The sequence below is a fragment of the Micromonospora sp. CA-244673 genome (genome assembly GCF_050948395.1).
In the GTDB taxonomy this organism is placed as follows: Bacteria; Actinomycetota; Actinomycetes; order Mycobacteriales; family Micromonosporaceae; genus Micromonospora.
Window position 1 is genome coordinate 194761 of record NZ_CP192019.1, and the last position, 16629, is coordinate 211389.

General features: G+C 72.7%; 10 protein-coding genes and 1 pseudogene. 6 read left to right on the forward strand and 5 right to left on the reverse strand.

Annotated elements, in window-relative coordinates; translation table 11 throughout:
* The first annotated feature begins 35 nt into the window (after positions 1-35).
* The gene (locus ACQP12_RS00980; protein ID WP_433284307.1) at positions 36-1328 is read left to right on the forward strand and encodes an acetyl-CoA C-acetyltransferase; all 1293 of its coding nucleotides are present in this window, start codon (positions 36-38) and stop codon (positions 1326-1328) included.
* Between the two features lie 58 nt (positions 1329-1386).
* Here the strand turns inward: ACQP12_RS00980 and ACQP12_RS00985 are convergent, their stop codons facing one another.
* Together ACQP12_RS00985 and ACQP12_RS00990 are read right to left on the reverse strand one after the other, a co-directional pair.
* Entirely contained in the window at positions 1387-3699 is a 2313-nt protein-coding gene (locus tag ACQP12_RS00985; protein WP_433284309.1) for a PKD domain-containing protein, read from the reverse strand.
* 162 nt (positions 3700-3861) lie between these two features.
* On the reverse strand, positions 3862-6186 hold the full coding sequence (locus ACQP12_RS00990; RefSeq protein WP_433284311.1) for a PKD domain-containing protein: 2325 nt from the start codon (positions 6184-6186) through the stop codon (positions 3862-3864).
* Positions 6187-6444: 258 nt separating this feature from the next.
* On the opposite strand from ACQP12_RS00990, the gene purB reads away from it, so the two are divergent.
* Positions 6445-7866: an adenylosuccinate lyase gene (gene purB, locus ACQP12_RS00995; RefSeq protein ID WP_433284313.1), complete on the forward strand. Its 1422-nt coding sequence runs from the start codon at positions 6445-6447 to the stop codon at positions 7864-7866.
* 7 nt (positions 7867-7873) lie between these two features.
* Here purB and ACQP12_RS01000 read toward each other — a convergent pair whose 3' ends face one another.
* Positions 7874-8335 carry a YbjQ family protein gene (locus ACQP12_RS01000; protein ID WP_433289063.1) on the reverse strand — a complete coding sequence of 154 codons (462 nt, stop codon included), beginning with the start codon at positions 8333-8335 and terminating at the stop codon, positions 7874-7876.
* 129 nt (positions 8336-8464) lie between these two features.
* Positions 8465-9148, reverse strand: a complete 684-nt coding sequence (locus ACQP12_RS01005; protein ID WP_357943797.1) for a S1 family peptidase — start codon at positions 9146-9148, stop codon at positions 8465-8467.
* 402 nt (positions 9149-9550) lie between these two features.
* Between ACQP12_RS01005 and purS the strand changes: the two genes are divergently transcribed.
* From purS to ACQP12_RS01025, 4 genes and pseudogenes are all read left to right on the forward strand, one after another.
* The gene (purS, locus tag ACQP12_RS01010) at positions 9551-9814 is read left to right on the forward strand and encodes a phosphoribosylformylglycinamidine synthase subunit PurS (protein WP_030332194.1); all 264 of its coding nucleotides are present in this window, start codon (positions 9551-9553) and stop codon (positions 9812-9814) included.
* Positions 9811-10494 carry a phosphoribosylformylglycinamidine synthase subunit PurQ gene (purQ, locus tag ACQP12_RS01015; protein WP_357943795.1) on the forward strand — a complete coding sequence of 228 codons (684 nt, stop codon included), beginning with the start codon at positions 9811-9813 and terminating at the stop codon, positions 10492-10494. Before purS ends, purQ begins: the two co-directional genes overlap by 4 nt.
* A gap of 67 nt (positions 10495-10561) precedes the next feature.
* Positions 10562-12944 (forward strand): annotated as a pseudogene (gene purL, locus ACQP12_RS01020) (phosphoribosylformylglycinamidine synthase subunit PurL); the annotation flags it as partial.
* Between the two features lie 477 nt (positions 12945-13421).
* Positions 13422-14171, forward strand: a complete 750-nt coding sequence (locus ACQP12_RS01025) for a 2-phosphosulfolactate phosphatase (protein WP_433284316.1) — start codon at positions 13422-13424, stop codon at positions 14169-14171.
* 178 nt (positions 14172-14349) lie between these two features.
* On the opposite strand, the gene ACQP12_RS01030 is transcribed toward ACQP12_RS01025, so the two are convergent.
* On the reverse strand, positions 14350-16443 hold the full coding sequence (locus ACQP12_RS01030; protein ID WP_433284318.1) for a carboxypeptidase regulatory-like domain-containing protein: 2094 nt from the start codon (positions 16441-16443) through the stop codon (positions 14350-14352).
* Positions 16444-16629 lie beyond the last annotated feature (186 nt).

Genomic DNA, 16629 nt, shown 5'->3' on the forward strand with positions numbered 1-16629 from the left:
GTAGGGTTCGGGCAACAGCTTCGAGGAGGCCGATCGTGCAGAGTGTCCGGCGAGTCGCGGTGATCGGCGGCAACCGCATCCCCTTCGCCCGCTCCAACTCGCGCTACGCGCACGCGTCCAACGCGGACATGCTCGGTGCGGCGCTGGACGGGCTGGTCGCCCGGTTCGGGCTGGCCGGGCAGCGGGTCGGCGAGGTGGTGGCGGGCGCCGTGCTCAAGCACTCCCGGGACTTCAACCTCACCCGCGAGGTGGTGCTCGGCTCCCGGCTCGACCCGCACACCCCGGCGTACGACATCCAGCAGGCCTGCGGCACCGGGCTGGAGGCCGCCATCCTGGTCGCCAACAAGATCGCCCTCGGGCAGATCGAGGCCGGCATCGCCGGTGGCGTCGACACCACCTCCGACGCGCCGCTCGCCGTCAACGAGGACCTGCGCCGGACCCTGATCCAGCTCAACTCCGCCCGGACCCTCGGCGAGCGGCTGAAGATCGCCGCCAAGCTCCGGCCGCTCCAGCCGTTCAAGCCGGAGATCCCGCGCAACGCCGAACCGCGTACCGGGCTCTCGATGGGCGACCACGCCGCGAAGACCGCGCTGCACTGGAACGTCGACCGGCAGGCCCAGGACGAGTTGGCGCTCCGCTCGCACCAGCGGCTCGCCGCCGCGTACGAGAAGGGGTTCTTCGACGACCTCATGACCCCCTACCTGGGGCTCACCCGCGACCAGAACCTCCGCCCGGACACCAGCCTGGAGAAGCTCGGCTCGCTGAAGCCGGTGTTCGGAGCCAAGGGTCCGGACGCGGAGCAGGCCACCATGACGGCCGGCAACTCCTCGCCGCTCACCGACGGGGCGTCCACCGTGCTGCTCGCGTCGGAGGAGTGGGCGCGTGAGCACCACCTGCCGGTGCTGGCCTGGTTCTCCTGGTCCGAGACGGCGGCGGTCGACTTCGTGCACGGCGACGAGGGCCTGCTGATGGCCCCCGCGTACGCGGTGCCCCGGATGCTGGCCCGGGCCGGGCTGACCCTGCAGGATTTCGACTACTACGAGATCCACGAGGCGTTCGCCTCGCAGGTGCTGGCCACCCTGGCCGCCTGGGAGTCGCCGGAGTTCTGCAAGGAGCGGCTCGGCCTGGACGCGCCGCTCGGGTCGATCGACCGGGACAAGCTCAACGTCAACGGCTCCTCGCTGGCCGCCGGGCACCCGTTCGCGGCCACCGGCGGCAGGATCGTGGCGACCCTGGCCAAGCTCCTCGACCAGAAGGGGAGCGGGCGCGGGCTCATCTCCATCTGCGCGGCCGGCGGGCAGGGCGTGACCGCGATCCTGGAGCGCTGACCTCGAACGGCGACGCCCGCCCGGATCGGTGGATCCGGGCGGGCGTCCTGCGTTCCGGTCAGCCGCCGCGGGTGAACTTCTCCCAGGGGCCGATCGAGGTGCGGTTGGCGATCAGCGGCTTGGCGCCGCCGCTGTCCGCGGTGACGTAACGGCTGTTGACCGTCGCCTTGAGACTGACCGTGCCGTCGGTGTTGCGGACCAGGGTGAACGTCTCCCACGCGCCGGCGCTGGCGCGGTTGGCGATGAGCGGGTTGAGGCCGCCGTTGTCCGCGCAGACGAAGCGGTTGTTCGCGTGGGCGAACACACCGATCTGCCCGTTGCCGAGGTCGGCCAGGTCGAACCGCTCCCACGGGCCGACGCTGGTCCGGCTGGCGATCAGCGGCTTGGCGCCGGCGTTCTCGGCGGTGACGTACCTGCCGTTCGCGCCGGCCTTGAACGAACGGTCGGCGTCGGCGACGTTCACCCGGTAGAACTTCTCCCGGGAGCCGATCGTGGTTGCGGTCACGGTCAGCGGCGCGGTGCCCGACGGGGTGCCCACGTAGGTGTCGCCGTTCTGCAGGCTGACCGTGCCGTCGGAGTTGCGCAGCAGGTCGAACGTCTCATTCGCGGTGACGTCCGTTCTGAGCGGGAGGACCGAGCCGATGTTGCCGAGGTAGCGGTGGGTGGCCCGGGAGAAGAGGGCGACCTTGCCGTTGCCGGCGTCCGCGAGGTCGAGCTGGCCGGCAGCGCCCAGTGTGAGCTGGTCGGCCACCACGCCCTGCCCGGCGGTCGCCGAGGCCGTGTACCGCAGGTTGTAGAGCGAGAGCAGCCCGATGGTGCCGGTACGCCGCAGCACGCTGACGTTCTGCGCGCTGGTGGCGACCCGGTCGTCGCTGCCGGACACCGTCACCGACACCTGGTACGTGCCGGTGGCCGCGTAGGTGTGTGAGGCGACCGGCGTGCCCTGGGTGATCACCGTGCCGTCCCCGAAGTTGAAGACGTACGAGGTGATCGGGACGTAGCCGGGGGTGGAGGCCGAGGCGTCGAGGGTGACCGAGGCCGCGCCGAGGTCGAGTGCCGCGTCGAGTGCCGCCGTCGGGTTGCCGAGGGTTTCGGTGGCACCTCGGTCGGCGTAGGTGACCGGGCCGGCGCCGGTGTTGGGTGCCGCCGGGTTGTCGGCCCGGGCAGCCCCGGTCTTGTCGGTGGCCGGGTAGGCGGGCGCCGCGGAGTTCGCCGAGTCCTCCCGGTCCCTGATGGTGGTGCCCTCCTTGTCGTGGGCGGCCTGCCCCGACGCGCTCCGGAACGCCGCCAGGCCCATCCGCGTGCCGTTCAAGGAGTAGTTCGTCCCGGACGGCATGAAGCCGTGGGAGGTGTTGTTGTAGTCGACCACCGTCTGCTGGCCCGCGTCGTCGTAGAGCCCGATCTCGGCGGTGGGGGCGTTCGCCGGGTCGCAGTTGAGTTCGTCGTTCTGGCCGTTGCCGGTCAGCACGTTGTTCTGCACGGAGACGCCGGTCGATGCCGCGTCCACCCGGATGCCGTCGAGGCAGTGGTACTGGATGGTGTTGTTGGTGATCGCCGTGCGGGTGGCCCCGTGGTTGAGAAGCCCGAAGCCACCGCCGCCGGACAGCTGGTTGTTGACGACCTGCGTGCCGGCCGCGTCCGGGCCGAGTGCGATCCCCGCGGCGGCGAAGCCGAAGACGTTGCTGCTCAGGATGCTGTTGTCCGGGCCGTCGACCTGGATGCCGGCACCGTGGTCCGCGCTGCTCTCGTTCGCGATGCTCGTCACGATCGCGGACCGGACCTCGACACCGGTTGTGGCGGCGTCCAGCGCCAACCCGCCGACCAGGCTGCTGCCCTTGACGTTCGCCTGCTTCACGGCCGACCGGGTCACACCGCTGAGCCGTACGGCCGGCGTGGTGCCGGTGGCCGCCATGGCGTAGTAGCCGCCCTGGATCGTGATCCCCGAGGCGTCTCGCAGGTCGAGGGCGGGCACGTCGACGGCATTGCTGACCCGGAGGTTCTGGAGCACGATGTCGTGCTTGCCGTCGACGACGAAACCGGCGCTCGGCCCGCTGAGGGTGGCGGCCGAGCCGGCGCTGTTCAGGATGGTGACCGGCTGGTCCGGCGTGCCTGAACTGGCGATCGTGATGCGCTCCGGGTAGGTGCCCTGACCGACGTCCACGGTCTGGCCGGCGGTGACCCGCGCGACGGCCGGAGCGATGGAGCAGTAGGGCTGGGCGAGGGTGCCAGCCCCGGTGTCGGAGCAGGCGGTCGACGTCTGGCGGACGTAGAGAACCGTCGCGTCGGCCGCCTGGGCCGGGGTGGTGAAGGACAGCGGGGATCCGCCGGTCAGCACGAGTGCGGTGAGCCCGGCGACTGAGGAATTGCGCATGTGCGTCCTCGGTGGGGGAGGAATGGAAACCCGGACGGGCTGGGGCCGATCCTCACCTATCGGGACGTGTCCCCGCTGCCCCGGTCGGCATTTCGGGCGGAGGTCACGGCGACGCCCGCCCGGTTGTCGCGGCCGGGCGGGCGTCGGTCGTGGTGCGGTGGTTCAGCCGCCGAGGGTGAACTTCTCCCAGGGGCCGATCGAGGTGCGGTTGGCGATCAGGGGCTTGGCGCCGCCGCTGTCCGCGGTGACGTAGCGGCTGTTGACCGTCGCCTTGAGACTGACCGTGCCGTCGGTGTTGCGGACCAGGGTGAACGTCTCCCACGCGCCGGCGCTGGCGCGGTTGGCGATCAGCGGCTTGGCGCCGGCGCCGTCCGCGGTGACGATCAGCCGGTTGGCCCAGGCCAGGAGCGCCACCTTGCCGCCGCCGAGGTCGAGCACGTCGAACCGCTGCGCGGCGCCGGCGCTGGTGCCGCTGGCGATCAGGGGCTTGACACTGGCGCTGTCCGCGGTGACGTAGCGGCCGTTGGCGCCCGCTTTCAGGGTGCGTCCCGCGTTGGCGACGTCGACCCGGTAGAACTTCTGCTCGGTGCCGACGGTCTTGCCGTTGGCCACCAGCGGCGTCGTCGCGTTCGCGGTCGCGGTCACGTACTTGCCGCTGGCGAGGGACTTCAGGCTGACCGTTCCGTCCGCGTTGCGGATCAGGGTGAACCGCTCGGTGTCACCGACCACCACGGTCTCGTAGGACAGTGCGGCCAGCCCGGCCGTGTCGGCGGTGACGTACCGGCCGGCCGAACGCAGGAACAGGGCCACCTTGCCGTCGCCGGCATCGACCAGGTCGAGCTGGGCGGCCGGGCCGAGATCCGGCCGGTCCGCGCCGAGCGCGGGCCACGGCACGTTGGCCATCTGGGCGACGTACCGGAGGGCGGACGTGGTGAGCAGGCCGACGGTGCCGGTGCGGGGCAGCACGCTCACCCCGTGCGAAGTGTCGTCCTTGCGGCCGTCCGTGCCAGTGACCCGGACCGAGACGCTGTACGTGTTCCGGGTGGCGTACCGGTGCGTGGCGACCGGCGTGTCCTGGGTGACGACGGTGCCGTCGCCGAAGTCGAACCGGTAGGTGGCGACCGGCGCGACCCCCGGCACGGTGGTGGAGGCGTCGACGGTGACCGAGCCCGTGTCGAGGTCCGGCGTGAGGGCGAACCGGGTGTCCGGGCCTCGGACGGTCTCGACCGCCCCCCGGTCGGCGTAGGGCTGAGGCCCGGCGCCGGTGTTCGGCACCGCCGGGTCGTCCACTCGGGCGGTGCCGTTGCGGTCGGTCGCCGGGAAGCCCGGAGCGGCCGAGTTCGCCGAGTCGTAGCCGCCCGTGGGGGCCGGGGTGTCGAGGTCGTGCGCGGCCTGGCCGGAGGCGGCGCGGAACGCCGCCAGGCCCATGGGGGTGCCGTTCCAGGAATAGATCGCCGACGAGCCGGGCAGGTAGAGGTCGGCGAGGTTGTAGTCGACCACCGTGTCGGCGGTGGCGCCGCCCTCGACGGCGATCTGCACGCCGTGTCCCGGCGGGGACGGGCAGCTGTGGTCGCGACTCTTGACCAGCCGGTTGTTCTGCACCGAGACGCCGGTGGACCCGGTGTCGACGCGGACGCCGCCGCGGCAGCGGTCCTGGATCGTGTTGTTGGTGATCGCCGTGCCGGTGGCGCCGGCGTTGTGGACGCCGTACCCAAGTCCTTCGGTGATCTCGTTGTTCGCCACGGTCGTTCCGCGCGCGCTCGCCGCAATGCTGACGGCGGCTCCGCTCAGGCGACGGAAGGAACCGCCGACGACGGTGTTGTCGGCGCCCTCGATCCGCACCCCGACGCTTTGCTCGATCGGGTCGACCGGGTTGCCGTCGACGCCTACCGACGACAGACGTACGCCGGACGTGGCGTCGTCCAGCGACACGCCGGTGGTCAGCGAACTGCCGGAGACGAAGAAGTTGCTCAGGACCGAGTCGGTGACGCCCGAGAGGCGCACGACCGTTCCGGTCACACCGCCCGTCAGGGAGTAGCCGCCGCCCTCGACCGTGACCCGGGTGGCGTTGCGGATGTCGAGTGCGGGACCGTCGGCCGCGCCGGCGACCTGGATCCGCTCGATCCTGATGTCGTGCTGGCCGTCGACGGTGATTCCGCCCGCCGGGCCGATCAGCTGCGGGCTGAAGGAGCCGCCCCGGAAGACGATGGGCGCGTCCGGCGTGCCGGACCGGGTGAGGGTGACGTGCTCCCGGTAGACGCCGCCGCTGATCTCTACGGTCTGCCCCGCGGAGACGACCGACGCGGCGGCGCCGATCGTGCAGAACGGCTGGTCGTAGGTGCCGGGCCCGGCGTCGGAGCAGATGGTGACCGTTGGTCGGACGTAGAGGGTCGTCCCGGCCGCGGCCTGTGCGGGTGCGGCGAGGGCCAGGAGTGAACCACTGGTCAGCGCGGCTGTGGCGAGGCCGGCGAGAAGGGTTTTGCGCATGTTGATCCTCGGTTCGAGGAGGAAGGGGGGACCCAGGAAGGGCCAGTGATGATCTTTGCCCACCGGCGGCTGTACCGCTGTCCCGACCGGCATAACGGGCGGCGGTCTTGGAGGTGGACGACCGGACCCGACAGGGCGGAAATCGCACAAACCTCGCATGTGCGTCTACCGCCAAGCCCGCACCGGCCGCCCCCGCCCGCCGGATCCGGCTCGTGGGCCGGCCGGAGCGCTGGCCGGCGGGTACGGGAGAATGGGGCCGTGACGATCCCGAACGTGCTCGCCAACCGTTACGCCTCCCCCGAGCTGGTGGCCCTCTGGTCGCCCGAGGAGAAGGTACGCATGGAGCGGCGGCTCTGGCTCGCCGTGCTCAGGGCCCAGCGGGACCTCGGCGTGCCGGTGCCGGACGGGGTGGTCGAGGCGTACGAGCGGGCGGTCGACGACGTCGACCTGGCCTCGATCGCGGAACGCGAACGGGTCACCCGGCACGACGTGAAGGCCCGGATCGAGGAGTTCAGCGCCCGCGCCGGGCACGAGCACGTGCACAAGGGGATGACCTCCCGGGACCTCACCGAGAACGTCGAGCAGCTCCAGATCCGGGCCTCGCTGGAGCTGATCCGGGACCGGGTGGTCGCCACCCTGGCCCGGCTCGCCTGGCACGCCAACGAGTACTCGGGCCTGGTGATGACCGGCCGGTCGCACAACGTCGCCGCGCAGGCCACCACGCTCGGCAAGCGCTTCGCGTCCGCCGCCGAGGAGCTGCTCATCGCGTACGAGCGGCTGACGGACCTGATCGAGCGGTACCCGCTGCGGGGCATCAAGGGGCCGGTGGGCACCGCCGCCGACCAGCTCGACCTCTTCGACGGCGACGCCGGCCGGGTGGCCGAGCTGGAGCGCCGGGTCGCCGAGCACCTGGGTTTCGCCCGGGTGCTGGACAGCGTCGGCCAGGTCTACCCGCGTTCGCTGGACTTCGACGTGCTCTCCGCGCTGGCGCAGGTGGCCGCCGCGCCGTCGTCGCTGGCCACCACCATCCGGCTGATGGTCGGCCAGGAGCTGGTCACCGAGGGCTTCAAGCCCGGTCAGGTCGGCTCCAGCGCCATGCCGCACAAGATGAACACCCGCTCGTCGGAGCGGGTGAACGGCTTCGCGGTGATCATCCGGGGCTACCTGTCGATGGTCGGCGAGCTGGCCGGCGACCAGTGGAACGAGGGGGACGTCTCCTGCTCGGTCGTCCGCCGCGTGGCCCTGCCGGACGCCTTCTTCGCCGCCGACGGGCTGTTCCAGACCTTCCTCACCGTGCTGGACGAGTTCGGGCCGTACCCGGCGGTGATCAACCGGGAGCTGGAGCGCTTCCTGCCCTTCCTGGCGACCACCAAGATCCTGGTCGCGGCGGTCCGCCGGGGCGTGGGCCGGGAGGCCGCACACGAGGTGATCAAGGAGCACGCGGTCGCCGTGGCGCTGGCCATGCGGGAGAAGGGCGCGGCCGAGAACGACCTCTTCGACCGCCTCGCCGCCGACGGCCGGCTGGGCCTGAGCCGGGCCGAGATCGACGCCCTGGTCGCCGACCGCAACGCCTTCGTCGGTGCCGCCGGCGCCCAGGTCGACCGGGTGACCGCGCGCATCACCAGGATCGTCGAGGCCCACCCCGAAGCGGCCGCCTACTCGCCGCCCCCCATCCTCTGATCCGAAGTCAGGAACCCGGAGTGGGGGTTTCGCCGGCGGTCCCGAGGTTGGGGGCGCTGGCCGGTTCGGCGATGCCGCCGGGCGCGGTGGCGATCTCCGGCTCGTGGGCGGTCTCGGCCGCGATCATCGGCTGGTCCGGCGGCATGACGTCGGGCGTCTTGGGTACGACGATCACCGCCGTCCCGTACGCGCAGATCTCCATCCACATCTCGCCGCAGTCCCGGCTGTCGAAGCGCATCCCGATCACGGCGTTCGCGCCGAGCCGCATGGCCTCCTCGCCGAGCCGGGCCACCGAGTCGGTACGCCAGCGGGTGAGGTTGTCCGGCGCCATCGGGTCGTAGGCGCCACCGCGCAGGTTCTTGACCCCTTCGCGGTACGGGTTGCGGGTCCGCGCCATCGAGGAGACCACTTCGCCGAGGATCTGGCGGATCTCGTAGCCGGGCAGTTGATCCGTCGTCACGACCAGCACGGTTCCGATGCTGTCAGCCATCGGGCGGCCGGTTCGTGAGCCGTGTTCACCTGATCGGATGCTGCAAAACGGCGCGGCGCGGACGGTCGGGGTGCCACCGACCGATCCGCGCCGGACCGGCGCTAACCGTCAGACACCGGCCGTCGAGGTGATCCAGGCCCGGTTGTACGCGACACTGCCGTAGTTCTGGATGCTGGAGCCGTCGGCGGTGGAGGCGACGCCGACCTGCCGGCCGTTGTAGAACTGCGGGCCGCCCGAGTCACCCCGCCAGGCGTTGCCGTTGATCCGGGTGCTGCGGATGGCCTGGCCGCCGTAGGCGTCCGTGGCGTTGGTGCTGGTCACCTGCACGTTGGCGGTCTTGAGCTGGCTGGAGGCGCTGCAGCCGCTGTAGCAGGTCATGCCCCACCCGTAGATCGAGTTGGTCGAGCCGACCGGCGGGTTGCTGCTGGCCAGCGTCACGGTGGAGGTGCTCACCGCGCTGGAGAGGCGCAGCAGGGCCAGGTCGTTGCGGGTGTAGGAGGCGCTCACCGTGCGGGTGACGCCGCCCGAGGCGCGGTAGACGCTGCCGACCCGGACCGACATCGTGCCGCTGACGCAGTGCCGGGCGGTGAGCACCCACTGGGACGCGATCACGCTGCCGGAACAGGTGAATGAGCCGTTGCTGAACACGGCGGCGGCCCACGGGGCGGACGAGACGGTGCTGCCGCCGATGATCGGCTGCGGGCCGGCCGGTGCGGCGGTGGCGCCGGAGGCGGTGGCGAGCACGCCGGCGAGGGTGGTGGTGAGCACGGCGAGCAGGGGACGGAGACGCATGCGGGGTACTCCTTCTGCACTGAAGGCATCGACATCTGACGATGAATGCTAAGGGTCGATCCTTGCTCGTCACAAGACCTCGATCGAAATCGACCGATCGACGTCCCCGGCTGCGGCGGCTGCCGGGGGCCGGCTGTCGGAAACCGGTCCCGCGGCGCGGCGTACGCGGCAGAATGCCTGGTGAAAGCGCTGCCATCGGACCCCGGCCGCGGTGCCCGGCAACGAATTCATATCGACGCCGCAACGAACGCGTATCGGCCCTCCGTCGAGGCGGCCGGTTACGCCGATCACTGCCTGAGCCGGCACCGGCCGGTGCGGGCGGGACGGCCTCTGCCAGGTAGGCTGGCTGCGCTCGCCCGTTGTGGGCCGGCACCCAACTGCGTACACAGTCAGGAGTGCCCCGTGCCTCGCGTCGTCGTCGACGTCATGCTCAAGCCCGAGATCCTCGATCCTCAGGGCCAGGCCGTCGCAAACGCGCTGCCCCGGCTCGGCGTCAGCGACGTCGCCTCGGTCCGGATCGGCAGGCGGATCGAGATCGAGTTCACCGGTGAACCGGACCTGGACCGGGCCCGGGAGATCGCCGACAAGCTGCTCGCCAACCCGGTCATCGAGGACTTCACCGTCCGCCTGGTCGAGGCCGACGAGACCGCGGACGCCCGCTCGTGACCGCGCGGGTCGGTGTGGTGACCTTCCCGGGTTCGCTCGACGACGGGGACGCGGCCCGGGCTGTCCGGATCGCCGGCGCCGAACCGGTCCGGCTGTGGCACGACGACCCGGACCTGCACGGCGTGGACGCCGTGGTCCTGCCCGGTGGCTTCTCCTACGGTGACTACCTGCGCTGCGGCGCGATCGCCCGGTTCGCCCCCGTGATGGGCTCGATCGTCGACGCCGCCCGCGGCGGCCTGCCGGTGCTCGGCATCTGCAACGGCTTCCAGATTCTCTGCGAGGCCCACCTGCTGCCCGGCGCGCTCACCCGCAACCAGCACCTGCACTTCCGCAACCGCGACCAGGTCCTCCGGATCGAGGCCGTCGGCACCGCCTGGACGAACGCGTTCCAGCCCGGCCAGGAGGTGCTCGTCCCGGTCAAGAACGGCGAGGGCTGCTACGTCGCCGACCCGGCGACGCTGGACCGGCTGGAGGCCGAGGGCCGCGTGGTCGCCCGCTACGTCGGCGGCAACCCCAACGGATCGCAGCGCGACATCGCCGCGATCACCAACGAGGCCGGCAACGTGGTCGGCATCATGCCGCATCCCGAGCACGCGGTGGAGGCGCTCACCGGCCCCTCGCTGGACGGTCTCGGCTTCTTCACCTCGGTGCTGAAGCACCTGGTGGGGGCCCCGGCGTGAGCGTGCGCGGCGCGATCATCGGTCGGCTCACCCGCCGCCACGGCGGCGAGCGCAGCGAGGAGAGGTCATGACCACCCATCCGGACCCGGCCCTGCGGGAGACGCCGGGCGTGGTGCCGCAGGCCGGCCCCGCCGACGACTGGGCCCTCGGCCTGGACACCGTGCCGCGCGCCGCCGGCACCCCCGAAGAGCTCCAGCCGTACGCCGAGCTGGGCCTCCGCGACGACGAGTACGACCGGATCCGGCACATCCTCGGCCGCCGGCCCACCCAGGCCGAGCTGGCCATGTACTCGATCATGTGGAGCGAGCACTGCTCCTACAAGTCGAGCAAGGTGCACCTGCGCCAGTTCGGCGAGAAGGCCCCGCCCAGCGACCGGCTGCTGGCCGGCATCGGCGAGAACGCCGGTGTCGTCCAGGTCTCCGACGAGCTGGCCGTGACCTTCAAGGTCGAGTCGCACAACCACCCGAGCTTCGTCGAGCCGTACCAGGGCGCGGCGACCGGTGTCGGCGGCATCGTCCGGGACATCCTCGCCATGGGCGCCCGCCCGGTCGCCGTGATGGACCCGCTGCGCTTCGGCGCGGCCGACCACCCGGACACCGCCCGGGTGCTCCCCGGCGTGGTGGCCGGCGTCGGCGGCTACGGCAACTGCCTGGGCCTGCCCAACATCGGCGGCGAGCTCGTCTTCGATCCCAGCTACCAGGGCAACCCGCTGCTCAACGCGCTCTGCCTCGGCGTGCTGCCGGTGTCCCGGTTGCAGAACAAGGCCGCGGCCGGGCCGGGCAACGTCGTGGTGCTGATGGGCGCCAAGACCGGCCGGGACGGCATCGGCGGCGTGTCGGTGCTGGCCAGCGCCACCTTCGACGAGGGCAGCGAGCAGCGCCGCCCGGCCGTGCAGGTGGGCGACCCGTTCATCGAGAAGCTGCTCATCGAGGCCTGCCTCGAGCTGTACGACGCCGAGCTGGTCGTCGGCATCCAGGACCTCGGCGGCGCCGGCCTGACCTGCGCGCTCACCGAGACGGCCGCCGCGGCCGGCACCGGCATGCGCGTCTGGCTGGAGCGGGTGCCGCTGCGCGAGCCGTCGATGGAGCCGCACGAGATCCTGGCCAGCGAGTCCCAGGAGCGGATGCTGCTGGTGGTCGCGCCGGACAAGCTGGAGGCGGTGCTCAAGACCGCCGAGAAGTGGGGCGTGCTCGCCACCGCCATCGGTGAGGTCACCGCGCCGTCGCCGGACGGCCAGCCGGGCCGCCTGCTCATCACCTGGCGTGACCAGATGGTGGTGGACGTGCCGCCGGGCTCGCTGGTCGACGACGGGCCCGTCTACGCCCGCCCCATGCGTGAGCCGGCCGACCTGATCCTGCTCCAGGCCGACCGGGCCGAGACGCTGCCCCGGCCGAGCGACCCGGACGCGCTCCGGGAGACCCTGCTCCGCATGATCGCGTCGCCGAACCTGGCCGACAAGACCTGGGTCACCGAGCAGTACGACCGGTACGTGCTGGGCAACACCGTGCTCGCCCAGCCGGAGGACTCCGGCGTCATCCGGATCGACGAGCGGACCGGCCTGGGCGTCGCCCTCTCCGTCGACGGCAACGGCCGGTACGCCCGCCTCGACCCGTACCACGGGACGAAGCTCGCGCTGGCCGAGGCGTACCGGAACGTGGCGGTGACCGGCGCGAAGCCGATCGCCGTGACCAACTGCCTCAACTTCGGCTCGCCGGAGGACCCGGGCGTCATGTGGCAGTTCGCCGAGGCCGTGCGCGGCCTGGCGGACGGCTGCCTGGAGCTGGGCATCCCGGTGACCGGCGGCAACGTCAGCTTCTACAACCAGACCGGCGCGGCGGCCATCCACCCGACCCCCGTCGTCGGCGTGCTGGGCATCCTGGACAACGTCGCGGACCGGGTGCCGATGGGCTTCGTGCCGCGGCCGGCCGGCGACCACGACCAGCTCTTCCTGCTGGGCGAGACGCACGTCGAGCTCTCCGGGTCGGAGTGGGCCTGGGTGACCCACGAGCACCTGGGCGGCATCCCGCCGCAGGTCGACCTGGCCCGTGAGCGGCAGCTCGCCGAGCTGCTCGCCGAGGCGGCCCGGGTCGGGCACCTCAGCTCCGCGCACGACCTCTCCGATGGTGGGCTCGCCCAGAGCCTGGTCGAGTCCAGCCTGCGGCGCGGCGTCGGCGCCCGGGTGGTGCTGCCGGAGCACTTCGCCGGCGGCTCGATGCCGTTCGTCTTCCTGTTCAGCGAGTCCGCCGGCCGCGTGCTGGTGTCGGTGCCGCGCGGGCACGAGAAGGCGTTCACCGCCCTCTGCGCCGAGCGTGGCGTCCCGTGGGAGTTCATCGGGGTCACCGATCCGGCCGGCGGCGCCCTGGAGGTGCACGGCCAGTTCCGGATCGGCCTCGACGAGCTGCGCGAGGCGCACACCGGCACCCTGCCGCGCCTCTTCGGCGGCCCGGAGGCGGCCCGGGTCGAGGTGGAGGCCACCCGCACCGGGACCACCACCGTCCTGCCGGCCACCGCCGAGCAGCCGATCGGCGTCGACCCGGCCGAGGTCGCCGCAGAGCCGATCGCGCAGGCCGGCGTCGCCCCGGTGGAGACCGAGTCCGAGGCGGCCGCCTCCACGGACGTGGCGGCTCCGGTGGCCGACGACGCCCCTGCGGCGGACGAGGCTGCGGTGAACGAGACCCTGGCCGACGAGGCCGCGCTGAACGAGACCCTGGCCGACGAGGCTGCGGCGAGCGAGGCGCAGGCCGACGAGGCCGGGGTGAGCGAGGCCCTGGCCGACGAGGCCGCCACGGACGAGGTTGAGGCTCCGGCGGACGAGGCCGACGCCTCGACCGACGCTCCCGAGGCGACGGCCGGCCCGGACGGCTCCGCGACGGCTACCGCTGACCCGGACCAGCGCCCCGCCCCGGATCAGCGCTGAGGCCCTGGCCTTGGCCGTCTTCGCCCAACCCGGCGCTGGCGCCCGGTTCGACTGGGGGCTGAGCGGGGCCGCGGAACTCGGCCGGGTCTGCGCCGCCCTGGTGGTGGTGGACGTGCTCTCGTTCACCACCGCCGTGGAGGTGGCGGTGAGCCGCGGCATGCGGGTCCACCCGTTCCCCTGGGGCGAGCAGGCCGCCGACTACGCCCGCCGGGTCGGAGCCGTCGCGGCGGTGGGCCGCCGGAAGACGACCCCGGAGCATCCGTGGTCGCTCTCCCCGGCGGCGCTGCGGACCGCTCCGGTCGTCGCCGACCTGGTGCTGCCGTCGCCGAACGGTTCGGCCATCAGCGCCGCCGCGAGCGCCACGGGCGTGCCGGTGGTCGCGGCGTGCCTGCGCAACGCGCCCGCCGTCGGGCGCTGGCTCCTGGCCCAGGGGTACGGCTCGACCGACGCCCCCGTGGGTGTGGTGGCCGCCGGTGAACGCTGGCCGGACGGGTCGCTGCGCCCCGGCGTGGAGGACCAGCTCGGGGCGGCCAGCGTGCTGGACGCCCTTTCCGGGGTCCCCGGCGGGCTCTCGGTGGAGGCGGCCATGGCCCTGGCCGCCCTGGCCAGCACGCCCGACGTGCCGGCCGCGGTGCGGGGCTGCGTCTCCGGGCGGGAGCTCGTCGAGGGCGGCTTCGCCGAGGATGTCGCCGTTGCCGTCGAACTCGGCGTCTCCGACGTGGTGCCGGTGCTGCGCCACGGCTACTTCGCCGCCGCCTAGCTGGCGCCGTTCGGTCGGGCCGGCGTGTAATTCAGCGCGGCTACAAAGTTGATGACAGGAACGACTCAGCCTTGGCCCGGTGGGTCGCCCGTGGCGTCGCCACCAACGTGAAGTGGCCGCCCGGATCAGCCGGGCGGCCACTCTCGTCGTGCTCGGTGGGGCGCTCGCGCCCCGGCCGTCAGTCGTCCAGCCAGTCCAGGCGGCGACCGCTGCGGTCCTGCGGGGCGTCGGATCGGCCCCGGCCGGCCTCGGCCGGGTCGGCGTAGTAGCCGCCCTGGCCGCCCTGGCCGCCCTGGTCGTAGCCCTGGCTGTCGTAGCCACCACCGCGCTGCTGCGGCGGCTGCTCCTGGCCGTATCCGCCCTGCTGGCCGTAGCCGCCCTGCTGGGGCTGGCCGTAACCGTCGCCGCCGCCGTAGCCGCCGCGCTGGTCGTAACCGTCGTAGCCGCCCTGCTGGCCGCCGTCGTACGCGCCGCCCTGCTGGCCGCCGTCGTACGCGCCGCCCTGCTGGCCGGCGTCGTATCCGCCCTGCTGGCGACCGTCGTAGCCGCCGCCCTGACGGTTGTCGTAGCCACCGGTCTGGCCGCTGTCGTAGCCACCGCTCGGGCCGCTGTCGTAGGCCCCCGCCGCGCCGTTGTCGTAACCGCCCGCCGGACCGTTGTCGTAACCGCCGGCCGGGGCGCCGTAGCCGCCGGAGCCGGAGCCGTAGCCGCCCTGCTCCCCGCCGCGGCCGTACTGGCCCTGGCCGGGCTGGTCGTAGCCCCGGCCCTGCTCGGGCTGGTAGGTGCTGGTCGGGTACGGGTCGGCCGGCGGCGCGTACTGGGTGCTGTCACCCGTGTAGCGACCGGTGGGCTCGTCGTAGCGCTCGTTGCCGTAGCCGCCGCCCTGCGCGGGCGGGTAGCCGGCAGCACCGGCGCCGTAGTCGGGGGTGCCGTAGCCGCCGCCCGAGGACGGCGCCGTGCCGTAGCCGCCGCCCGAGGAGGGGGCGTTGCCGTAGCCGTTGTTGCCGCCGTAGCCGCCCGGGCCGGGAGGCTCGTCGCCGTAGCCGCCGTAGCCGGGTTGCCCTGCCCCGACGCCGTACGAGGGCCCGGGGGGCGCGCCGTACGGGTCCGGCGGGACGTCGTCCACGACCGGGCGGTGCATCATGGTCGGCGCGTCGCTGAGCGAGGCGCCGCCGACCATGGTCGGTGCCGCCCCGGCGCCCATGCCGTTCACCACCCGGGTCTGGTCGTCAGCACCCCGGTAGGCGCCCCGGGCACCCGGCATGGCGCCGGCCGCTCCCGCCGGGCCACCGGGCCCGGTCGGTCCGTTCGGACCGTCGCCGTCGGCTTCGCCGTCCTCGTTCTTGCGCCGCATGTAGAGCAGCACGATGGTGCCCACGCCGACGGCGACGAAGAGGCCGCCGAGCAGGATCAGCAGCCACGAGCCGAAGCCGCCCGAGTCCTCGTTGGCGGCCGGCTGCTGGGCCGCGGGAGTCTCGCTGGCCGCCTCGTCGGTCGGCTCGTCGGTCGCCTCGTCGCTCGGCAGGACCTCTTCACTGGCCGACGCGCTGGGGCTCGGCGAAGCCGAAGCCTTGATCGGCACGCTGATGCGCACACTGGTCACCGACTGGCCGGCCGCCGCGTTGATCGACTTGGTGCCGGGTTCGGCGTCACCCTTCGTGGCGCCGAGGTCGATCCGACCCGGTGCGATCGGGTCCGAGTCGGAGCCGGTGAACTTGAAGTTGCCGCTGCCGTCCGTGCGGGTCTCGCGCTTGTTGTTCCGGCTGTCCCGGAGCATGACGAGAGCGTTCTCGACGGGATCGCCGCTGTCCGCGGTGACGACCTTGCCGGAGATGGACTTGACCGTCTGCGGCTGATCCGGGGTCGGGGGCGCGGCGGGCCGGACTGTGACGCGGAGGTTGCGGGGATTGTCCCCGGTGACCGTGATCCTCGCCTGGGCGCCGTTGGCCGCCGGCGCGGTGGCGGCGGCCGACAGCGTCAGGGTCACCGGCTTCGGCGCCGGGATGCCGCCGAAGTCGATCGGCCCGCAGCCCCCGCAGGTGACTCCGTCGGGCAGGCCGGTCACGTCGATGTCCGCGGACGTCTCGCCGGCGTCCGGCCGCACCACGACGTTGACGGTGCTGCTCCTGCCGGCGTCGATCGTGACCGAGTTGTCGGCGGTGCTGATCTTGGCGGCCGAGGCCGATGTGGCGGGGACGGCGAGTAGCGCGCCGAAGACCAGCGCCACGACCACACCGGCCCGCTGCTTCCAGGCACGTCGGTGTGTTGACACGTCCACCGCCTTCCGGGTCTGATCTCCCCGCCGGCCGGTCCGGCCGGGTGATCACTCACGGTACGAATACGCCGTCGGCAACTATGCCTTGTCTGGCCGGGCTATCTCTACCCAGGGCCAGCGTCGAGCGCGTTGCCGCGGGGTCGTATCGTCCCGTCGTGTCCTCTCCGCACACTTATTCGGCCG